Raw genomic sequence first — 18,861 nt, 5'->3', positions numbered from 1 at the left:
TTCCTTCCGGGTGGTCATGCCAGGGCCGCCACGATCTGGCGGTGGATGTCGAACAGTTCGGGGTCCTCGGGGGTACGCGGGCGGGGCCGGTCGATCCGGTACTCCCGCACCACCTCGGCCGGCCGGCCGCCGAGCACCAGCACCCGGTCGGCGAGGAACGCGGCCTCGAGGGCGTTGTGGGTGACCAGCAGCCCGGTGCGCGGCTCGCGTAGCCACAGTTCCTGGAGCAGCAGGCGCAGCCGGCGGGCGGTCAGCTCGTCGAGCGCGCTGAACGGCTCGTCCAGCAGGACCAGCTCGGGCTGGACGACGAACGCACGGGCCACCGCCACCCGCTGCCGCTGCCCGCCGGAGAGCACCGACGGGTACGCCTGGGCGTACTCGGTCAGGCCGACCGCGGCGAGGATCCGGGGCACCTCGGCGGGGTCGACGCCGGCCGCGCGGGCGGCGAGCCGGACGTTGGTGTCGACCGAGGTCCAGTCCAGCAGCCGGGGCTGCTGGAAGACCATGCCGAGGCGGGGTTGGACGCCGCCGCCGGTGGCGACCCGGCCGGCGTCCGGCCGTTCGAGGCCGGCCATCAGGTGCATCAGGGTGGTCTTGCCGGTGCCGGAGGAGCCGACCACGGCGACGAGTTCGTGCGGGGCGAGGGTGAACGAGAAGTCGCGGAAGATCTGCTGCCGTTCCCCGGTCCGCCGGTTGGTGAAGGCCTTGTCGACCCGGTCGAGGGTCACCTGGACGCTCATCGGGCCGCCACCCGCCGCCAGCGCACCGCACGCCGTTCCGCGGTCTGCAGCAGGCCGTACTCGATGATCGCCATGACCAGCGCGAATGCGATCGTCCAGGCCAGCACCCCGGCCACGTTGTGCTGGGAGAACTCCAGGTTGAGCTGGTAACCGACCCCGTCGGCGAGTCCGAAGATCTCCACCAGCACGATGACCTTCCAGGCCATGGCGATGCCGAGCCGCGCGCCGGTGAACAGGTCGGGCACGATCGCCGGGATCCACACGTACCGCAGTCGGGTCAGCGCGTCGAACCGGTAGATGTGCGCCATCTCGCCCAGCGCCGGGTCGACCGCCCGGACGCCCTGCGCGACGTTGATGGTCAGCGCGGGGGCCGCCGCGAGCGCCACGGTGAGGATCGGGTTGAGCAGGCTCACCCCGAACCAGATGACGCAGAGCAGGGCCTTGACCAGTCCGGGCGTGGCGAGGCCGATCAGGACGGCGGGCTCCAGGAAGCGTCGCAGCCACGCGCTGCGTCCCATCGCGATGCCGGCGGCGACCGAGACGACGAACGCCACGGCGAAGCCCAGCCCGACCCGGACCAGGGTGACCTGGACGTTCTCCCACAGCGCGCCGCTGACGGTGATCTCGGCGAGGTTGTCGGCGATCTCGCCGAGGCCGGGGATCAGCGCGCTGCCCGAGGTTTCCGCCATGAGCTGCCAGCCGGCGGTGAGCAGGCCGACGAGGAGCAGGGCGGGCAGTGGTCGGGTCAGCCGGGTCCACCGGTCGGTGGCGGACGGACGGTCCGGCGGCGGGGAGGGGGGCCCGGAGCGGATCGCGACCTCCTCCGCGCCGACGGGGTGCGTGACGGTCATCGCCATCCCATCTTTCGGTACACGGTCGCCCGTAGGTCGGGCGTGACGAGGAGTGAAATCGCCCTGACGTGGGGCGATCTCGCATTTCCTATGGTGTCGATAGGATTAGTGGGAAAGCAAGGTCCCTCTCGGCTGATGGGATTCCGTAGCGGAAGCCGGGGAGGTCTGTCGCGGTGGGTGACGCCGGCTGGCCGGTGGCGGGCTGCCGATCGGTGGGCCGCCGGGGTGGCCGGAGCCGTCGGGGCGTGGCCGGGTGGCGCTTGAATGTCGCCCGTCCGAGGCGGATCCTGTAGGCGCATCAATACTCGTCGATAATTGGAGGTTCGCGTGCGTCGTTCCCCGCTCGTCGCCACCGTGGCGGCAGCCCTGCTCGTCGCCCTGTCGCCGGCCGCCCGGGCCAGCTCCGCCGACCCCGGACCCGGCCCCGCAGCTGTCGCCGCCGATCGGGCGGCGGCGGTGCTCGCCGAGGTCCGCACCCCCGGCACGGCCTGGGTGGTCGAACCGACCACCGGCCGGACCACCCTCACCGTCGACGACACGGTCGGGGCCAGCGCCCTGCCCGCCCTGCGCGCCACCGCCGCCCGGGCCGGCGCGGTGCTCCGCCACGAACCGGGCCGGCTGACCACCCTCATCGCCGCCGGCCAGGCCATCTACGCCGGGGGCGGCGGCCGCTGCTCCCTCGGCGCGAACGTCCGGCAGGGCACCACCGCCTACTTCGTCACCGCCGGACACTGCACCGCCGTCGGCACCTCGTGGTACGCCGACAGCGCCCAGGGCACCCTGCTCGGCAGCCGGGCCGGCAGCAGCTTCCCGGGCAACGACTACGGCGTGGTCCGGTACACCAACACCGCGATCCCGCACCCCAGCGCGATCTACACCTACCCCGGCACGATCACCGCCACCGGGGCCGGCAACGCCTACGTCGGCCAGCGGGTCTGCCGTAGCGGCTCCACCACCGGTGTCCGCTGCGGCAGCGTCACCGCCCTCAACGCGACGGTCAACTACGCCGAGGGCTCGGTGAGCGGGCTGATCCGTACCAACATCTGCGCCGAACCGGGCGACAGCGGCGGACCGCTCTACGACCCGGCCACCGGGCGGATCCTGGGCGTCCTCTCCGGCGGCAGCGGCAACTGCACCTCCGGCGGCACCACCTACTACCAGCCGATCGGTGAGATCCTGGCCGCGTACGGCCTGACCCTGCCGTGACCGCTCCGCCCGGACGCGCCAGCGCGTCCGGGCGGAAAAGTGGAGAGCCACACCCATCCACCAGCCGGTCCGCCCCGAATCACCCACGTGACGGAAGAACCAAGGCGGGTCGGGCGGTACCGGCTGGTCCGGTGTATCGGTCAGGGCGGCATGGGCCGGGTCTGGCTGGCCCGGGACGACCTGCTCGAACGCGATGTGGCGGTCAAGGAGGTCGCGCTCCAGGCCGACCCGACCGGGGCCGAGGCCGGCCGACAGGGTCGGCGGACGCTGCGCGAGGCCCAGGCCGCCGCCCGGTTCGACCACCCGAACGTGGTCCCCGTCTACGACGTGGTGACCGCGCAGGGACGGCCGTGGATCGTCATGCAGTACGTGCCGTCCCGCTCGTTGCACCGGGTGGTCACCGACGACGGGCCGCTGGACCCGCCGACGGTGGCCCGGATCGGCCTGGAGATCGTCGAGGCGCTGCGCGCCGCGCACCGGGCCGGCGTGCTGCACCGCGACGTCACCCCGCGCAACGTGCTCATCACCGCCGACGGCCGGGCCCTGCTCGGTGACTTCGGCGTCGCGTCGATCGAGGGCGTGGCGGCGATGAGCCAGTCGTGGGGTATCACCGCTTCCCCCCAGTACGTCGCGCCGGAACGGGTCCGGCACGGCGAGTCGACGCCCGCGACGGACCTGTGGGCGCTCGGCGCCACGCTCTACGCCGCGGTCGAGGGCCGTCCGCCGTACACCCGGCCGGGCACGGTGGCGACGTTGCTGGCGCTCGCCACCGAACCACCGGATCCGATGCGTCGGGCCGGGCCGCTCGCGCCGGTCATCGCCGCCCTGCTGCACCGGGACACCCGCCGGCGAACCACCGCCGACGAGGCCGCCCGATCGCTGCGGAAGATCGCCGGTCCGACCGCCGCCCGGTCCCGACCGGTCCCCGACCCCGCCACCGGACCCGACGGAGCCGACGACGCGACCCGCCCGGTCCCCGGACCCGACGGCGTCACCCGGGCGCTACCCGGCCCGGCCGAGGCGACACAGCCGCTCGGCGACCTCAGCCAGGTGACGCAGCCGCTCGCCGACCCGGCCGCGGCGACGGAGCCACCCGCCGACCTGGGACAGGTGACGGAGCCGCTCGGCGACCTGACCCAGGCGACACAGCCGCTCGGTGGTCGCGGTGGTTACGCCCAGCGGGCTGCCGGCGGCCCCGCCCCGGCACCGGCCGACGACGTGACCTCGGCACCGGCCCGGACGGCCATCCGGGAGATGCTGGCCGGCCGGTCGTCCGACGCGTCGACCGGGGACCGACCGGCCCGGCGTACCGCCCTGACTTTCGCCGCCGCCGTCCTGGCCCTCGGCGCGGTCGCCGCCGCGACGACCTTCGGCGTCCGCGCCACCCTCGGTGGCCTCCGGAACGCGGCCGGCGGCACCGGGGGCGGTGCCACCGCGAGCGGAGCCGCCCCGGCCCCGGCCCCTGTCCCGACCCGGCCGCCGGCCCCGACCGTGACCCCGCCGCCGCCCGCCGCGCCGTGTCTCGCCCCGCCGGGACCCGACGCGGAGCGGCCGGCGGAAGCCGTCACCGCCGCCCCGGACGGCCCGTACGCCCTGCCCCGGGGGTGGCTGTGGCACGCCGACGCGACCGGGTTCACCGTCGGGCTGCCGGGCGAGTGGCTGCGGTTCCGCGACGGCGAGGTGGTGTGTCTCCGGGATCCCCGTCTGGACCGGGTGCTCGCCGTCGAGGTGGGTCGGGAACCGGTGCCCGACCCGGTCCGGCACTGGACGGACGAGGCGGAGCGGCTCGTCGACGTCGGCGCGCTGCCCGGCTACCGGAAGATCAGCATCGGTCCGCTGATCCGTTCCGGGGGCGCGGCCGAGTGGGAGTACACCTGGGACCCCCCGGACGGCGAACGACAGCACGCGCTCCGCACCCTCGCCAACCGGGGACGCTCCGGCGGCTACGAGCTGACCTGGGTCGCCTCCGACGTCGAGTGGTCCACCGACACCGCCTTCTACCGCCTGGTGTCGGCCAGCTTCCGTCCGGCCGGATGACCCCCGGACCGGGTGAAGCGACGCCGCGCCGGTGTGCCGGCGGCACCGGATCCCCAGTGCACAGACCTCCCGGCCACCCGGTCGGACCAGCGAGACGGAGAAACCCCATGCGACTGTCCCGAACCCTGCTCACCCTGCCCACGGCGGCACTCGTGCTCGCCTTCCCGGGCGTCGCCTCGGCCGACGAGAGCGTGCAGGTGCGGCTGCTGGACCTCAACGGCACCGGCGCCACCGGCACCGCCACGCTCACCGCCACCGGCACGGGCGACCTGACGGTGACGATCACCTCGACCGGGATGACGCCGAACTCCCCACACGCCCAGCACCTGCACGGCGCGACCAACGGCACCGACTTCCACTGCCCGGACAGGTCCGCCGACAGCAACGGCAACGGCTACGTCAGCACCGAGGAGGGCCTGCCGATGTACGGCGACATCTTCATCTCGTTGACCACCAGCGGAGACACCACCAAGGCCAGCGGCCTGGCCGTGGACCGGATGCCCAGCGCCGACGCCCGGGGCAACCTGACCTACGAGCGCACCATCCCGGCCGCCGACCTGCCGGCCGGCACCATCGCGCACCTCAAGGACCTGCACATCGTCCAGCACGGCATCGACGCCAACGGCAACGGAAAGTACGACCTGGCGGGGCTCGGCGAGTCGACCTTCGCCAGGTCCGTCGGCGTCGACGGCATTCCCGCCGAGGCCACCGACCCGGCCACCTGCGGCATGGTCAGCGGTGCCGCCGCCGGCTCGGTACCGGCCGGCGGGGTGGCGACCGGCGACGGCAGCACCCGGGACCCCGGCCCCGTCTGGTACGCCGTCAGCGCCCTCACCCTCGCCGGGGCCGCCGGCGCGGTGGCCCTGCGCCGTCGCCCGGCCCGGCAGTCCTGAGCGGGAGCGACCCGATGGCCACCGGTGGACCTTCCACTCCGGCGCGCCGCCGCCGGGGGCGTGACCGGCTCGTGGCGGCGGTCGCCGCACTGACCCTGACCGCCGTCGTCGTCTTCGGCGTGGCCGCTGTCCGGCGACCCAGCCAGCGGCCGGCGGCCCGCCCACCGGCGACCGCACCCACCGCCGGGGCGGCCGGCACCGCCCCCGGGGCCGCGGCAGCCCCGGACGGCCGGCCGGGTGAGCTCACCAGCGGCCCGCTGATGGCGTCGTCACCGCCGGTACGGGTGTCGATCCCCGCCCTGCGGGTCGACGCGGCGACCGTCCCACTGGGGCTCGGAGCCGACGGTGCCATGCAGGTGCCCCAGAACGGCACCGACATCGGCTGGTACACCAGGGCGCCCGCCCCGGGCGCGCTCGGCCCGGCGGTCCTGGCCGCGCACGTCGACTGGAAGGGGCGTCCGGGCAGCTTCCACGACCTGGCCGACCTGACGCCCGGGGCCGTCGTCGACGTCGCCCGCGCCGACGGCAGCACCGCGGTCTTCGCCGTCACCCGGATCGAGCGGCATCCCAAGGACGACTTTCCCAGCGCGGCCGTCTACGGACCCACCGACCACGCGGCGCTACGGCTGATCACCTGCGGCGGTGACTTCGACGCGGCCCGGCGGAGCTACCGGGACAACGTGATCGTCTACGCCCGGCTGGCCCACGCCCGGGAGGGCTGATCCGGCCGGGCCGGGCGACCAGCCGGGAGAGGCGACCCGGGCCCGGCCGGGGCGTCAGGCGGCGAGGACGGCCCGCAGTTCGGCGACGGTCCGTGACGCCTCACCCGGGTCGGCGGCCTCGGACCACAGCTCCCGCCACTCCGAGTCGGCCCCGACGACCCGGTCGAGGGCGGCCACCGCCAGCGGCCCGACATCGGCCGGCAGGTCGACCGAGCCGCCCGCGACCAGGAAGTCCGGCGCGTACGCCGACTGCGGTGGGACACCGGTGCGCTGGGCCGCGACGATCGCCGCCGCCGCGATCGCCCGGTCCGCGAAGTACGAGTCGAGATACCCGTCGGTGGTGGCCGCCGTGTGCAGCGCGGCCCGGACCAGCTCCGCCCGCCGGGCCGGCTCCGCGTCGTTGAGGAGACCGCAGAAGTCCGCGGCAGTGTCGTTGTCGTACGGTCCCGCGCCCCAGGTGCCCATGTGCTCGTCCGCTTCCGTTCATCGTGTCGGTCGGCCGGATGCTAGCCGGCGGGACCGACGTTTCCGACCCCGCGCTGCCGGCGGTTCCCGGCCCGACCCGCGCTGCCGGCCGTCTGCGGCCTGACCCGCGCTGCCGGCCGTCTCGGGCCCGACCTGCGCTGCCGGCCGCCCCGCCCCGGTCAGGTCCTGGTGGGACGGCGGGTCGCCACCACCACGCCGGCCAGGCAGATCGCGGCGGCGGCGACCAGCACCGGCCGGCCACCGAGCCCGACGGCAGCGGAACCCAGCGGGATGGCCGCGACGATGGGTCCGAACATGACGGTGTTGGCGTCGCGGCGGTCCGTCCCAGCACCGCCGCCGGGGTGTGCGTCTGGACGGCGGTCACCGCGGCCACCAGCGCCCAGGGCAGGCCGATCCCGGCCACCACCGAGGCCGCGACCACTGCGGGCGACCAGGGCAGGCAACGGGCCAGACAACCGGCCGCGAAGAGGACGGTGCCCGCCACGCCGACCCGGACCGGGCCGAGTCGTCGGGTGAGTCGCCCGACCACCAGTCCACCGGCGATCGACCCGGCCCCCTGGGCGCTGGCCAGCACCCCGAGGAACGCCGCCGGTAGGCCCAGTCCGGTGGTGACCACCGTGTAGAGGGCCGCCGCCGTGAAGCCGGAGGCGGCGATCGCCACGGCCGCCAACAGCACCGTGGTACGGATCGTCGGCGTGCCCGCCAGGAGCCCGAAGCCGGCCCGGACGTCCCGGTCCGGTCCCGGCGCGGCGGGCCGGGCCGGGTCCGACGCCGGTGGGGTACGGGTCAGCCGTACCGCCAGGTACAGGCCGGCGACCAGGAGCGGCATGGCGGCAGCGAGGACGGCGACCGCGTGGCCGCCCTGCGCCGCGTACAGCGCCGCGCCGGCCAGCGGGGCCACCAGTTTCATGCCCTCCTGCGCGCTGGACCGCCAGCCGTTCACGTCGGCGAGCGCGGCGGGGGAGAGCGCGGCGGGCAGCAGCGCCGTCTCGCCCGCGTCGACGACCACGTAGCTGATCCCGTAGCAGCCGGAGACCAGGAGGACGAGCCAGGTCTGCCCGGGGCCGCGTACCGCGAGGAGGCTGAGCAGCGCGCCGGCCAGCACCAGGTTGACCGACACCACGAGGGCCCGTCGGGGCAGCCGGTCGACCAGGCCGCCCAGCCATGGCCCGGCGAGGACCGGCCCGTAGACGCAGAGCCCGGTGAGCGCGGCCAGCCCGCTGGAGCCGGTGAGGTCGAGGGTCCAGATCCCGGCGACCAGGTTCATCGCGCTGCCGCCGAAGCCGGACAGCACCGAGATCACCACGAACAGCACGGCGTTGCGCGGCATTCACGCCCCCAGGAGTTGAGTCTGATCGACTCATCCTGGGGTCCTGAGTCGACCTCACGCAACGCCGGCTGATCACGTCAACGTTGCGTTGACAGTGTGCCCCCGGAGGGCGGTGGCGGCGGCCCGTACCGGTGCGGGGAGCCGTGCCGGGTCGACCTCGACCAGGTCGGCGGCCAGGTGCGCGGCGAGCGCGTACAACGCTCCGGCCGGGGCGTCCAGGGCGATCGTGACGGTGTCCCGGACCAGCTCCGCCCGGGGGAACCGCCCGGCCCAGCGCCGGTCGGCGGCGATCCACCGGTGCAGGTCGGCGACTGCCGCCCGCAGCGCGACGATCCGGGGCGACCAGGTGTGGTCGGCCGCCCGGGTGCGGGCCCGGCGGGCCGAGGCGAGCCGTTGCCGGCGCTGCTCGGCGGCCTGCCGGCTGCTCAGGCCGAGCGCCTCGGCCACCTGGCCCCAGGTCGCGCCGCCGTGCCGGGCCCGGTCGATCAGCTCCAGCTCACGCTCGTCGAGGCGGGCGCGCGCCGCTCGTACCTCGGTCAGTCCGGTGATCTCGGCCCACATGTGTCAACAGTACGTTGACAGACCGCCGGGCAGGTCGCGGCCCCGGCCGGGGCCGGTCACCGGCCGGGACGGTGCGGCTGGCGGAGGCTGTCCAGGTGGTCGCCGAGGACGGCCCGGACCCGGTCGGGCGGCATCAGGTCCGGGTGCAGCAGGGCGTGCAGGGCGAGCCCGTCCAGCAGGGCGTGCAGCCGGGCCGCCTCCAGGTCGGGATCCCGGTCGACGGCGACCAGCCCGGCCCCGGTGAGGGTGTGCACGGCGAGCCCGGCGGCGCTCCGGATGCCCTCGTTGGCCTGCGCCAGGCGGGCGCGGGCCGCCGGGTCCTCCTGGGTACGCGCGGCCAGCAGCAGCCACACCTCCGCCTCCCGGACGCGTTGCCGGTCCAGCGGGAGGAGCTGCTCCAGCATCCGCTGGACGACCTGGCGGGGCGGGCCGGACCAGTCCTCGGCGCGGAACCGCTCGGTGGCCTTGGTCATCACGTGTTCCATCGCGAAGACCAGCAGGTCGGTCTGGGTGGCGAAGTAGTGCCGCAGGGCGCCCGGCGACCACCCCGCTTCCGCCGCGATGCTGCGTACGGTGGCCGCGGCGGCACCGTCGCGGTAGACCGCCCGCCACATGGCCTCGGCCAGCTCGGCGCGCCGGGCCCCGTGGTCGACGATCTTGGGCACCGGTGCCTCCGGACGGGTGGGTGTGTTCCCCTGCTACGGTTATCGCACAGCGTACTAAAAAAGAGGTGCCCATGCTCGTCGGACTGATCATCGCCTGTGAAGTGGCCTTCTGGGTGCTGCTGGCGGCCGGGCTGGTCGCCCGCTACCCGCTGCGCCGCCCCCGGGCGGGCGCCGCCCTGCTGCTGGCGGTGCCCCTGGTCGACCTGGTGCTGCTCGCCGCCACCCTGCTGGACCTGCGCCGCGGCGGCACGGCCACGTTCGCCCACGGGCTCGCCGCCGGGTACCTCGGATTCTCGGTGGCCTTCGGGCACAGCCTGATCCGGTGGGCCGACGAACGCTTCGCCCACCGGTTCGCCGGCGGCCCGCCGCCGAGCCGGCCACCCCGCTACGGCATGGCCCGGGCCCGGCACGAGTGGCGGGAATGGGGCAAGGGCCTGCTCGGCTGGGCCGTCGCCGTGGCCGTGCTGGTCGGCGGGATCGCCCTGGTGGGCGACCCCGACCGGACCCGGGAACTCGAAGCCTGGATCGGTCGGCTCAGCGTGGTCATGGCAGGCTGGCTGCTGCTCGGGCCACTGGCCTACACGATCTTCCCCAAGCGGGCGCCGCGCGGCGCGGTCAGCCCGCCGGCTTCCGGGCGGTGACCAGCTCCCAGCCGCCGGGCAGCACCTCGATCCGCTCGAAGCCGATCCCGGTCAGCAGCCCGGTGTAGTACGACACCTCCCGCAGTCGGCTGACGCAGGTGTCCACCCCGATCAGGAAGTACGACCAGAAGAACTGCATCGCCAGCCGGTCCGGGGTACGGAACTCCTCGCAGATCAGCAGCTGCCCGCCCGGTGGCAGCGCCGCGTACGCCTTCTCCACCAGCATCCGGGAGACCTCGTTCGGCCAGTCGTGCAGCACCCGGACGAACGCGATCGTGTCGTACCCGGTCGGCAGCGGCTCGGCGAAGAAGTCGCCCCCGACGAAGCCGAGCCGCCCGGGGTCGACACACCCGGCGCGGGTCTGCTCCACCAGCGGCGCGACCGCCGGCAGGTTGTACACGTCGGCCCGCAGCTGCGGGGCGTCGGCGAGCACCCGGGCGGCCAGCGTACCGTCGCCGCCACCGACGTCGAGGAACCGTTGCCGGCCGGTCCACAGTCGCCCGGCGTGCTGGCCGAACACCTCGAGGACCGGGCCCAGCCCGACGGCCATGCTCCGCTCGAACGCGGCGGTCTGCTCGTCGGTCTTCGGCGGCCAGGCGAAGTCGTCGTCGGTCATCCCGACCTCGCCGCGCAGGCTCTCGGCCAGCCGGCCGTGCAGCCGCCGCCACGGGTACCGGTCCCGGTCGCGTTCGATCGAGCCCGGCCCGACCACCGCCAGCACGGCGGCCCGCAGCCCCGGTACGGCCCGGTAGCTGGCCCCGGTGATGTCGTCGCCGGTCTCCTTCCGCTCGACGAAACCGAGGCTCTCCAGGCAGTCCAGGAACTTGTAGAGCCGCAGCGGCCGGACGTCGAACCGGTCGGCCAGCTCACCGAGCACGACCGGTCCGGGCTCCAGCGCGTCGAGCAGGCCCAGGTCGAGCGCGGTCTCCAGCACGTCCATCGCCTTGCTGGCGTTGACCAGCAGGCTCATCATCGCCCGGGGGGACAGCGCGGGGGTGGTGGTCATCAGCGGATCTCCTGGTCGAGTGCGTCCATGAACTCGTCGATCTCGTCGAGGGTGTTGTAGATGTGCGGGCCGATCCGCAGGTAGCCACGCCAACTGCAGATCAGGTCGCGGGCGGCCAGCCGCCGCTTGACCGTCTCGCCGTCGGGGACGTCCAGGCACACCACGCCGCCGCGCCGCCCGGGGTCTGCCCCGCTGACCACCGTCAGGCCCATCGCCCCGGCGCGGTCGATGACCCGCTGGGTGCAGCGCAGCGAGTGCGCGCGGATCGTCTCGATGCCGACCCCGGCCAGCAGGTCCAGGCCGACCTGCGAGACCAGCGAGGTCAGCGGGTACGGCGTCCCGCCAGCGAACCGCTGCGCGCCGTCGGCGAACCGCTCCGACGGCCGGAAGGTCAGCGCCACGTCGCCGGCCTGCCAGCCGGTCGCCGCCGGTTCCAGCCGGGGCAGCAGGTCCGGGCGTACGTACAGGAAGGCCGTCCCGACCCCGCACAGCCACTTGTGCGAGCCGCCCAACAGGAAGTCGACGCCGAGCGCGGTGACGTCGACCGGCATGATCCCGACGCTCTGGAAGGCGTCCACCACGACCAGGGCACCCACCTCGTGCGCCCGGCGCACCAGCCGGGCCAGGTCGATGGTCGCGCCGGAGGAGAAGCTGGCGTGCGGGACGCAGACCAGCACCGTCCGTTCGTCGATCCGGTCGACGAGCGCGTCCTCGTCGAAGGCCGGACCGCCGGTGCCGACCACGTCGAGTCGTGCGCCGTACCGGCGGAACGCGTTCCCGATGAACGGTACGGTCGGGAACTCCAGGTCGGTGGTGACGATCCGGTTGCGGGGGCCACGGTAGTCGAAACAGGACAGGACCCGGGCCAGCAGGGTGCTCAGGTTCGCGTCGGTGACCACGCTGCCGGCCGGCGCGCCGATGAACGCGGCGACCCCGTCGGCGTACCGGTCGAGACCCTCGTGCCAGCCACCCCAGACGTCGTCGCGCCAGGTCCGTAGCGTCTCCCAGTACCGGGTCAGCACGTGCTCGGCGTCGCGGGGCACCGCGCCGGTGGAGTTGCTGTTGAGATAGACGCAGGTGGACAGGACGGGGAACCGGTCGCGGATCGCCGCCGGGTCGGTCACCGCGTACCGTCCGGACCGGACGGTCGGGCGGCGTCGCCGTCGGTGGTGCGGCCGGTCGCGTGGTCGGCGCGGGCCTGCCACAGCTCCGGGTAGAACCGGTGGTCGGCGAGCTTCGCCAGGGTGGTCGCCGCGCTGCCCCGGGTGCCGGCCACCGGGTGGCTGCCGATCCGCAGGGCGATCCGGTAGTGCCGGGCCCGCCAGAGCGAGACCCGTTCGTCCCAGTCGAGCATCGCCTCGGCCAGCCGGTGCACCGGGTCGGCGGGGCTGCCGCAGTAGAGCGTGGTCAGGTCGAGCCGCCGCCGGGCCAGCAGGTCCCCGAATGCCTGGCCCAGTTTCCGGCTGGCCGCCTGGGCCTGCTTCCAGCCCGGCGACTCGGCGCCCGAACCGTTGCCGAGCGCGGGCTGCATCGCCTGGAAGTCGGCGGGGGAGAGGTACCGGAACATGTCCAACTGGTCGGTGACGAACCGGACGCTGAGCACCGCCCGGGTGAGCAGCAGTTCGGCCTCGCCCGGCGCGTCGGCCTCCACCCGGGCGGTCGCCTCGGTCAGCTCCGCCGCGGCCAGCTTCAGCCACAGTTCGGCGGACTGGTGCACCACCTGGAAGAGCAGCTCGTCGCGGTGGATCATCTCCTCCGGCCGCCGTTGCAGGTCGAGCAACGTGTCGGTACGCATGTAGCGCGCGTAGTCCGTACCCCCCTGGCCGGGGAGCACGGGTGCGTAGTCCCGCTTCACAGCCTCATCCCTCTCGGTGTCGGTGCAGCCCGACCCTGTCGGCCCGTGGATCGTCGCGCGGCCATTATCCAGTGACCGCCGACGATCGATGGTGCCCGGCGGGCGGCCGGGGGCCTTCGTGGTGTTTCGTCCACCGGGCGGTCGTTCGTCGTCGGCGTCCCGGGGGACCGGCGTGGCGGACCCGCGGACGGGCGGTGGGACGGCGAAACTCAGACTTCGTCAACCGTTGACCGTGCAGGTAGCGCGGTGTTAACTGTTAACAGTTTCCAGGAGGTTACCGGTGTTGAACGTCAGGCCCATCCGGGTGGAGTCACTGGGGGAGAAGCTCGCGGGCGAGCTGCGTCGCCGCATCATCGTGGGCGACGTTCCCGCCGGCACCCGGCTGGTCGAGGAGGAGCTGGCGGAGTCGTTCCGGGTAAGCCGGGGCCCGGTCCGCGACGCCATCAAGATCCTCCGAGCCGAGGGGCTGGTCACCGGCACCGGCCGCAACGTGGTGACCTGCGCGCTCAGCGAGGCGGACATCGACGAGCTGATGGCGTTGCGGGAGTCCTTCGAGCTGCTCGCGGTCGAGCGGGCCATCGCCACCAGCCGGGACGAGCTCGCCCGGGAACTGGCGGCGGCCCTGGTCGACATGGACGCGGCCGTCGCCGACCGGGACGCCACCGCCTTCACCACCGCCGACATCCGGTTCCACAGCTCGTTCTTCGAGGCCGCCCGGCTGACCCGGCTCGGCGTCCTCTGGAACCAGTTCCGTCCGACCATCGAGGGCCTGCTGCACGCCTCCGGCAAGCGGATGGACGACCTCGCCCCCTCGGCGAGGGAACACCACGACCTCGCGGCGCTCATCGCCGCCGGCAGGGTCGCCGAGGTCAAGACCGAGTTGCACCGACACCTGCAGAAGACCTGTTCGCGGCTGCAGGCCGCGGTTCCTTCACCCCCGTCCCAGCGGAGAGCGGACCAATGACCCCACGTTTGTTCAAGATCACCACCCTGGCTCTGGTCGGCACCCTCGCCGTCAGCGCCTGCGCCAACCGCGGCGGCACGGAGGAGGCATCCTCCGCCAGCTTCCCCGACAAGAGCCTGACCCTCGTGGTGCACGCGGGCGCGGGCGGCGGGTCCGACCTGACCGCCCGTACCCTCGCCAAGGAGATGGAGGCCGACCTCGGCCAGTCCATCGTCGTGGAGAACCGCACCGGTGGCGGCGGCCGGGTCGGCCTGACCTACCTCAAGGAGCGCCCCGCCGACGGGTACTCGATCGGCTTCATCCCGGTCGAGGTGGCGATGCTCGGCCACCAGGGCGCGGACATCAAGCCCGACCAGTACACCGTCCTCGGTCAGGTGATGAACGCCCCGGCCACCCTGTCGGTGCCGGCGAACAGCCCGTACAAGACGTTCGACGAGTTCATCGCCGCCGCCAAGGCCAAGCCGGGCAGCATCACCGTCGCCAACTCCGGCGCGGGCGCGATCTGGGAGGCCGCCACCCTCGCCCTCGGCGAGGCGGCCGGCGCGACCTTCAAGCCCGTCCCGTACGACGGTGGCGCGCCGGCCGTGGCCGCCGGCGTCTCCGGCGAGGTGCAGGCCGTGATGGCCGGCGTCAGCGAGTCCTCCACCGCCGCCAAGGACGGCCGGCTCCGGGTTCTCGCGGTGCTCGCCCCGGAGCGGGTCACCTCGCTGCCGGACACCCCCACCGCCAAGGAACTCGGCCTGGACATCGTCATCGGTGGCTGGGGCCTGATCGGCGCGCCCGCCGGGCTGCCCGCCGAGGTCAAGGACAAGCTGGCCGCCGCGGTCAAGAAGGCGGCCGAGTCGACCACCTTCAAGGACGTGATGACCAAGGCCGGCAACACCCCGCTGGCCACGTCGCCGGACGAGGCGACCAGCTTCGCGCAGTCCGAGTACGACCGGTTCGGTGAGATCTACCAGTGACCACCACCCACCCGGCTCCCGACGCGGGTGACCGCAGTGCCGCCTCGCCCCTGCGCGAGGCGGCACTGGGCGGAGTCTTCCTGCTGGTGGGCGTCGTTCTCCTCGTGTTGGCCCGCTCGATCGAGTTGCCGCAGCGGGTCATGGCGGTCAGTCCACGGATCTGGCCGGAGATGCTGGCCTACGGGATCATCGGCCTGTCGGTGCTGCAGATCGTCGGCAGCGTCGTCCGTCCCGCCCGGGACGACACCGACGACGAGACCGAGCCGGCCACCCGGATCGGGATCCTGCGGGTCGCCGGCTTCGTGCTGGCCACCGCCGCCTTCGGCGTGCTCTGGTACTACGTCCACTTCCTGGTCTCCGCGACGGTCTTCATCGCGGCGCTGACCTGGATCGCGGGCGGCCGGGGGGTCAAGGACCTGGTGCTCTTCCCGGCCGGCGTCACGGCGGTGCTCTACGTCCTCTTCGCGCTCCTGTTGAAGGTGCCGGTATGAACGCGGCGGTCGAGGGCTTCGGTGCCCTCTTCACTCTCGAGATCGCCTTCTGTGTGCTGATCGGCGCCGCCATCGGCATGCTCGTCGGGGCGTTCCCCGGCATCAGCGCCACCATGGCGGTCGCCCTGGCCAGCGCCTTCACCCTGACCATGGACCCGATCCCCGGCCTGGCCGTGCTGCTGACCATCCTGATCGCGGCCCAGTTCGGTGACCGGGTGCCGGCGATCCTGATCAACACACCGGGCACGCCGGCCTCCATCGCCACCACCTTCGACGGGTACGCGTTGGCCCGGCAGGGCAAGGCGGGCATCGCGCTGACCGCCTCGGCGTACGCGTCGGCGATCGGCGGATTCGTCGGCATCGCGGTGCTGATGTTCGCCGCCGTACCGCTGAGCAACCTGGCGGTCGAGTTCGGCTCGCCGGAGATGTTCGCCCTGGTGCTGTTCGGGTTGACGATGATGATCGAGGTGTCCGGCGGACGGATCGTCAAGGGTCTGATCGCCGGCCTGTTCGGCCTGGCCCTCGGCACCATCGGCCGGGACCCGCTGGACGGCTCCGACCGGTTCACCTTCGGCATCCCGCAACTGGTCGAGGGCATCCCGTTCATCGCGGTGATCATCGGCCTGTTCGGCATCGCCGAGATCTTCGGTCAGATGCTCGAACGCGGCCACGCCAAGGACCGGGCGATCCAGACCTTCGGCCGCTGGTGGCCCAACCGCTCCGAGCTGCGCGGCATGGTCAAGCCGGTCGCGGTCGGGTCGGGGGTCGGCACCGTGGTCGGCGTGCTGCCCGCCGCCGGTGGCGACATCGGCGGCATCGTCGCCTGGAACCAGGCGAAGAAGGTCTCCAAGCACCCCGAGCGGTTCGGCAAGGGCTCCCTGGAGGGGCTCACCGCGGCCGACTCGTCGTCCAACGCCGGGGTGGGCGGCTCGGTGCTCACCACCCTCGCCCTCGGCGTGCCGGGTGACTCGGTGATGGCGGTGATGCTCGGCTCCATGATCATCTGGGGTATCCAGCCCGGCCCGACCCTCTTCTCCCAGCAGCCCGACCTGGTCTACTCGATCGCCGGCATCATGCTCTTCGCCACCGTGCTGACCCTCGGGCTCAGCCTGCTGCGCATGCGGGGCGTCGCCAAGCTGCTGGAACTGCCCAACCGGTTCCTCTGGGTGGTCATCCTGACCTTCTGCATCGTCGGCACGTACGCGGTCAACAACAGCGTCTTCGACGTCGGCCTGATGGTGCTGTTCGGGGTGATCGGCCTGCTGTTCCGCCGGTTCGGTTTCCCGGCCGGGCCGGTCGTGCTCGGGCTGATCCTCGGCCCGCTGGCCGAACGGAACTTCCGCCGCTCGATGGAACTGGGCGGCCTGGAGACCATCTACACCAGCCCGATCGCGGTCGGTCTGATCGTCCTGGCGGTGCTCGCCGTGGCGGTGCCCCGGGTCCGCGCCCGGCTCAAGGCCCGCCGGCAGCCGCCGGGGGACCCCGAGGCCCCCGTCCCGGCCGACGACCGGACCCCCACCGGGGTGAGCGGTTGATGCGCAAGCACTTCGTCGTACGGGACGTGCCCGGCCAGTGCCACGGCAGCACCGTCGCCGCGGTGGACGACACCTTCGTGGTCGCCTGGTTCGCCGGTGACCACGAGGGTGCCGCCAACTCCCGGATCCAGCTCAGCGTCGGCACCGGCGACGACTGGTCCACCCCGACCGTGGTCAGCGCCGACCTGGCCCCCTGCTGGAACCCGGTGCTGCACCGGCGGACCGACGGTGACCTGCTGCTGTACTTCAAGGTCGGTACCACCATCTCGGCCTGGCGGACGTACCTGGCCCGCTCCGCCGACGCCGGCCGGACCTGGTCGCCGCCCCGCCTCCTGGTCCCCGACGACGGGGGCGGACGCGGACCGGTCCGCACCCCGCCGCTGCGGCTGCGCTCCGGGCGGCTGCTCGCCGGGGCGTCCACCGAGACCTGGGGCGACCGGCCCCGCTGGGACGCGTTCGTCGACCTCAGCGACGACGACGGCCTCACCTGGCGACGCACCCCCGACCTGGCGATCGACCACGACACCTTCCCCGGTGCCGGCGTCATCCAACCCGCCCTCTGGCAGAACCGCGACGGTACGGTCCGGCTGCTGGCCCGCAGCACCGCCGGCCGGCTGGTCACCGCCAGCAGCACCGACGACGGCGAGACCTGGACGCCGGGCGTGCTCGGCGCGGTGCCGAACAACAACTCCGGGGTGGCCGTCTGCGCCGACGACCGGACGGTGTACCTGGCCCACAACCCCACCGTCGGCGACTGGGCCTCGCGCGCCCCGCTGGTGGTGTCGTCGTCGACCGACGACGGTGCCACCTGGCGGCCCTGGCTGACCCTGGAGGAGTCCACCGGGGACGCCGGCCGCGAAAGCTACCGGCCGGCTGACTCGGGGGTCCGCACCACCGGCGCCAACGAGTTCTCCTACCCCTGTCTGATCCGCGCCCCCCACGGGCTCGCGGTCACGTACACCTGGCAGCGGCGCGGCATCGTGCTCGCCCTGCTCCACCCCTGACCCCCCGGAGCTGAACCCGAATGACGGCGTACCCCGCCAGCAACCTGATCAGCGCACTGCCCACCCTGTTCGACGCCCACGGCGCGGTCGACCTCGGCGCGACCCGGGCCGCGTACACGCCGCTGGCCGAGACCGACCTGGACGGGGTCTTCGTGGCCGGCACCACCGGGGAGTTCACCACCCTCGACGACGAGGAACGGCTCGCGGTCTGCGCGGTCGCCGCCGACGTGTTCGGCCCGGAGCGGACCTACTGGCACGTCGGCGCGGCCTCCGCCTACCAGGCCGCCCGGCTCACCGCGAGCGCCGTGGACCGGGGCGCGCGGCGGCTGGCCGTGCTCACCCCGTACTACTTCCCGGCGACCGGGTCCGCCCTGCTCGGCTACTACCAGGCCGTGGTCGCGGCGGCGGCCGGCGTGCCGGTGTACGGGTACCTCTTCGCCGCCCGGACCACCGTGCCGGTCTCCCCGGACCTGCTCGCCCGACTGGCCGCCACCGGCCTGGCCGGGGTCAAGGTCAGCGGGGAGCCCACCGCCACCGTCGGCGCGCACGTGGCCGCGCTCGCCGGCACCGGCCTGCCGGTCTACTCCGGCGCGGACGCCGAGTTCGCCGAGGTGGTCGCCGTCGGCGGGGCCGGAGTCGTCTCCGGGGTCAGTTCGGTGCTGCCGAAGCCGTTCCTCGAGGTCCGCGACGCGCTGCGTGCCGGCGACGCGGACGCCCTCGCGGTGGCCCGCGAGCGGGCCCGGCGGGCCGTCGACGCCACCCGGCAGGGCAACCTGGCCCACCTCAAGGCGGTGCTGGACCTGCGCGGCGTCCCCGCCGGCGGCCTGCGTGCCCCGCTCGACCCGATCTCGCCCGAGGACCGTCACGCGCTCGCCGCGGACGTCGCCGACCTCATCTGAGCACAGTGGAGCC

The 18,861-nt window shown here is 73.9% G+C and carries 19 protein-coding genes and 1 pseudogene; 11 read left to right on the top strand and 9 right to left on the bottom strand.

Annotation, left to right across the window (positions count from 1 at the left end):
* Positions 1 to 14: 14 nt before the first annotated feature.
* Together PVK37_RS23365 and PVK37_RS23360 are read right to left on the bottom strand one after the other, a co-directional pair.
* Complete coding sequence (locus tag PVK37_RS23365) at positions 15 to 740, bottom strand: ABC transporter ATP-binding protein (RefSeq protein WP_275029867.1); 726 nt, start codon at positions 738 to 740, stop codon at positions 15 to 17.
* Positions 737 to 1,591, bottom strand: coding sequence for an ABC transporter permease (locus PVK37_RS23360; protein WP_275029865.1), 855 nt, complete (start codon positions 1,589 to 1,591; stop codon positions 737 to 739). The genes PVK37_RS23365 and PVK37_RS23360 overlap by 4 nt, the downstream gene beginning before the upstream one ends.
* A 327-nt stretch (positions 1,592 to 1,918) precedes the next feature.
* Here PVK37_RS23360 and PVK37_RS23355 point away from each other — a divergent pair, with 327 nt between their 5' ends.
* From PVK37_RS23355 to PVK37_RS23340, 4 genes are all read left to right on the top strand, one after another.
* A complete protein-coding gene (locus tag PVK37_RS23355) occupies positions 1,919 to 2,797 on the top strand; it encodes a S1 family peptidase (protein ID WP_275029864.1) in 879 nt (292 codons plus the stop codon).
* A gap of 87 nt (positions 2,798 to 2,884) precedes the next feature.
* Positions 2,885 to 4,834, top strand: a complete 1,950-nt coding sequence (locus PVK37_RS23350) for a serine/threonine-protein kinase (RefSeq protein ID WP_275029863.1) — start codon at positions 2,885 to 2,887, stop codon at positions 4,832 to 4,834.
* 107 nt (positions 4,835 to 4,941) lie between these two features.
* Positions 4,942 to 5,727, top strand: coding sequence for a hypothetical protein (locus tag PVK37_RS23345; RefSeq protein WP_275029862.1), 786 nt, complete (start codon positions 4,942 to 4,944; stop codon positions 5,725 to 5,727).
* A gap of 14 nt (positions 5,728 to 5,741) precedes the next feature.
* Positions 5,742 to 6,449 carry a class F sortase gene (locus PVK37_RS23340; protein ID WP_275029860.1) on the top strand — a complete coding sequence of 236 codons (708 nt, stop codon included), beginning with the start codon at positions 5,742 to 5,744 and terminating at the stop codon, positions 6,447 to 6,449.
* A 54-nt stretch (positions 6,450 to 6,503) separates the two neighbouring features.
* On the opposite strand, the gene PVK37_RS23335 is transcribed toward PVK37_RS23340, so the two are convergent.
* The 4 genes and pseudogenes from PVK37_RS23335 to PVK37_RS23320 all read right to left on the bottom strand — a co-directional run bounded on the left by PVK37_RS23335 (position 6,504) and on the right by PVK37_RS23320 (position 9,491).
* Entirely contained in the window at positions 6,504 to 6,914 is a 411-nt protein-coding gene (locus tag PVK37_RS23335) for a DUF4259 domain-containing protein (RefSeq protein ID WP_275029859.1), read from the bottom strand.
* Positions 6,915 to 7,026: 112 nt separating this feature from the next.
* Positions 7,027 to 8,265 (bottom strand): annotated as a pseudogene (locus PVK37_RS23330) (MFS transporter); the annotation flags it as partial.
* 72 nt (positions 8,266 to 8,337) lie between these two features.
* Complete coding sequence (locus PVK37_RS23325; protein WP_275029858.1) at positions 8,338 to 8,826, bottom strand: hypothetical protein; 489 nt, start codon at positions 8,824 to 8,826, stop codon at positions 8,338 to 8,340.
* A 56-nt stretch (positions 8,827 to 8,882) separates the two neighbouring features.
* Entirely contained in the window at positions 8,883 to 9,491 is a 609-nt protein-coding gene (locus PVK37_RS23320) for a TetR/AcrR family transcriptional regulator (protein WP_275029856.1), read from the bottom strand.
* Positions 9,492 to 9,562: 71 nt separating this feature from the next.
* Between PVK37_RS23320 and PVK37_RS23315 the strand changes: the two genes are divergently transcribed.
* Complete coding sequence (locus PVK37_RS23315; protein WP_275029855.1) at positions 9,563 to 10,132, top strand: hypothetical protein; 570 nt, start codon at positions 9,563 to 9,565, stop codon at positions 10,130 to 10,132.
* Here PVK37_RS23315 and PVK37_RS23310 read toward each other — a convergent pair.
* Genes PVK37_RS23310 through PVK37_RS23300 form a run of 3 tightly spaced genes read right to left on the bottom strand, consistent with a single transcriptional unit; the run spans position 10,107 to position 12,993 of the window.
* Entirely contained in the window at positions 10,107 to 11,138 is a 1,032-nt protein-coding gene (locus PVK37_RS23310) for a methyltransferase (RefSeq protein ID WP_275029854.1), read from the bottom strand. The genes PVK37_RS23315 and PVK37_RS23310 overlap by 26 nt on opposite strands.
* Positions 11,138 to 12,262, bottom strand: coding sequence for an aminotransferase class V-fold PLP-dependent enzyme (locus tag PVK37_RS23305; protein WP_275029852.1), 1,125 nt, complete (start codon positions 12,260 to 12,262; stop codon positions 11,138 to 11,140). The genes PVK37_RS23310 and PVK37_RS23305 overlap by 1 nt, the downstream gene beginning before the upstream one ends.
* Complete coding sequence (locus tag PVK37_RS23300; RefSeq protein ID WP_275029851.1) at positions 12,259 to 12,993, bottom strand: tryptophan 2,3-dioxygenase family protein; 735 nt, start codon at positions 12,991 to 12,993, stop codon at positions 12,259 to 12,261. The genes PVK37_RS23305 and PVK37_RS23300 overlap by 4 nt, the downstream gene beginning before the upstream one ends.
* A gap of 280 nt (positions 12,994 to 13,273) precedes the next feature.
* Between PVK37_RS23300 and PVK37_RS23295 the strand changes: the two genes are divergently transcribed.
* From PVK37_RS23295 to PVK37_RS23270, 6 genes are read left to right on the top strand one after another with little or no spacing between them, the layout of a single operon-like run.
* Positions 13,274 to 13,957 (top strand): GntR family transcriptional regulator, encoded by a 684-nt coding sequence (locus PVK37_RS23295; RefSeq protein ID WP_275029849.1) that lies wholly within the window; start codon positions 13,274 to 13,276, stop codon positions 13,955 to 13,957.
* Positions 13,954 to 14,919, top strand: a complete 966-nt coding sequence (locus PVK37_RS23290) for a tripartite tricarboxylate transporter substrate binding protein (protein WP_275029847.1) — start codon at positions 13,954 to 13,956, stop codon at positions 14,917 to 14,919. Before PVK37_RS23295 ends, PVK37_RS23290 begins: the two co-directional genes overlap by 4 nt.
* Positions 14,916 to 15,410: a tripartite tricarboxylate transporter TctB family protein gene (locus PVK37_RS23285; protein WP_275029846.1), complete on the top strand. Its 495-nt coding sequence runs from the start codon at positions 14,916 to 14,918 to the stop codon at positions 15,408 to 15,410. The genes PVK37_RS23290 and PVK37_RS23285 overlap by 4 nt, the downstream gene beginning before the upstream one ends.
* On the top strand, positions 15,407 to 16,945 hold the full coding sequence (locus PVK37_RS23280; protein WP_275029844.1) for a tripartite tricarboxylate transporter permease: 1,539 nt from the start codon (positions 15,407 to 15,409) through the stop codon (positions 16,943 to 16,945). The genes PVK37_RS23285 and PVK37_RS23280 overlap by 4 nt, the downstream gene beginning before the upstream one ends.
* Entirely contained in the window at positions 16,945 to 17,949 is a 1,005-nt protein-coding gene (locus tag PVK37_RS23275) for an exo-alpha-sialidase (protein ID WP_275029842.1), read from the top strand. Before PVK37_RS23280 ends, PVK37_RS23275 begins: the two co-directional genes overlap by 1 nt.
* A gap of 20 nt (positions 17,950 to 17,969) precedes the next feature.
* Positions 17,970 to 18,848: a dihydrodipicolinate synthase family protein gene (locus PVK37_RS23270; protein ID WP_275029840.1), complete on the top strand. Its 879-nt coding sequence runs from the start codon at positions 17,970 to 17,972 to the stop codon at positions 18,846 to 18,848.
* Positions 18,849 to 18,861: the final 13 nt, after the last annotated feature.

The organism is Micromonospora cathayae, from assembly GCF_028993575.1.
GTDB lineage: Bacteria > Actinomycetota > Actinomycetes > Mycobacteriales > Micromonosporaceae > Micromonospora > Micromonospora cathayae.
This window is presented reverse-complemented; position numbering and strand designations above follow the sequence as displayed.

Excerpts from the sequence above, each read along its gene's own strand:
- PVK37_RS23325 (WP_275029858.1), bottom strand. The coding sequence starts at position 8,826 with ATGTGGGCCGAGATCACCGGACTGACCGAGGTACGAGCGGCGCGCGCC.
- PVK37_RS23365 (WP_275029867.1), bottom strand. The coding sequence starts at position 740 with ATGAGCGTCCAGGTGACCCTCGACCGGGTCGACAAGGCCTTCACCAAC.
- PVK37_RS23335 (WP_275029859.1), bottom strand. The coding sequence starts at position 6,914 with ATGGGCACCTGGGGCGCGGGACCGTACGACAACGACACTGCCGCGGAC.
- PVK37_RS23360 (WP_275029865.1), bottom strand. The coding sequence starts at position 1,591 with ATGACCGTCACGCACCCCGTCGGCGCGGAGGAGGTCGCGATCCGCTCC.
- PVK37_RS23275 (WP_275029842.1), top strand. The coding sequence starts at position 16,945 with ATGCGCAAGCACTTCGTCGTACGGGACGTGCCCGGCCAGTGCCACGGC.
- PVK37_RS23290 (WP_275029847.1), top strand. The coding sequence starts at position 13,954 with ATGACCCCACGTTTGTTCAAGATCACCACCCTGGCTCTGGTCGGCACC.
- PVK37_RS23340 (WP_275029860.1), top strand. The coding sequence starts at position 5,742 with ATGGCCACCGGTGGACCTTCCACTCCGGCGCGCCGCCGCCGGGGGCGT.
- PVK37_RS23315 (WP_275029855.1), top strand. The coding sequence starts at position 9,563 with ATGCTCGTCGGACTGATCATCGCCTGTGAAGTGGCCTTCTGGGTGCTG.
- PVK37_RS23280 (WP_275029844.1), top strand. The coding sequence starts at position 15,407 with ATGAACGCGGCGGTCGAGGGCTTCGGTGCCCTCTTCACTCTCGAGATC.
- PVK37_RS23270 (WP_275029840.1), top strand. The coding sequence starts at position 17,970 with ATGACGGCGTACCCCGCCAGCAACCTGATCAGCGCACTGCCCACCCTG.
- PVK37_RS23345 (WP_275029862.1), top strand. The coding sequence starts at position 4,942 with ATGCGACTGTCCCGAACCCTGCTCACCCTGCCCACGGCGGCACTCGTG.
- PVK37_RS23310 (WP_275029854.1), bottom strand. The coding sequence starts at position 11,138 with ATGACCACCACCCCCGCGCTGTCCCCCCGGGCGATGATGAGCCTGCTG.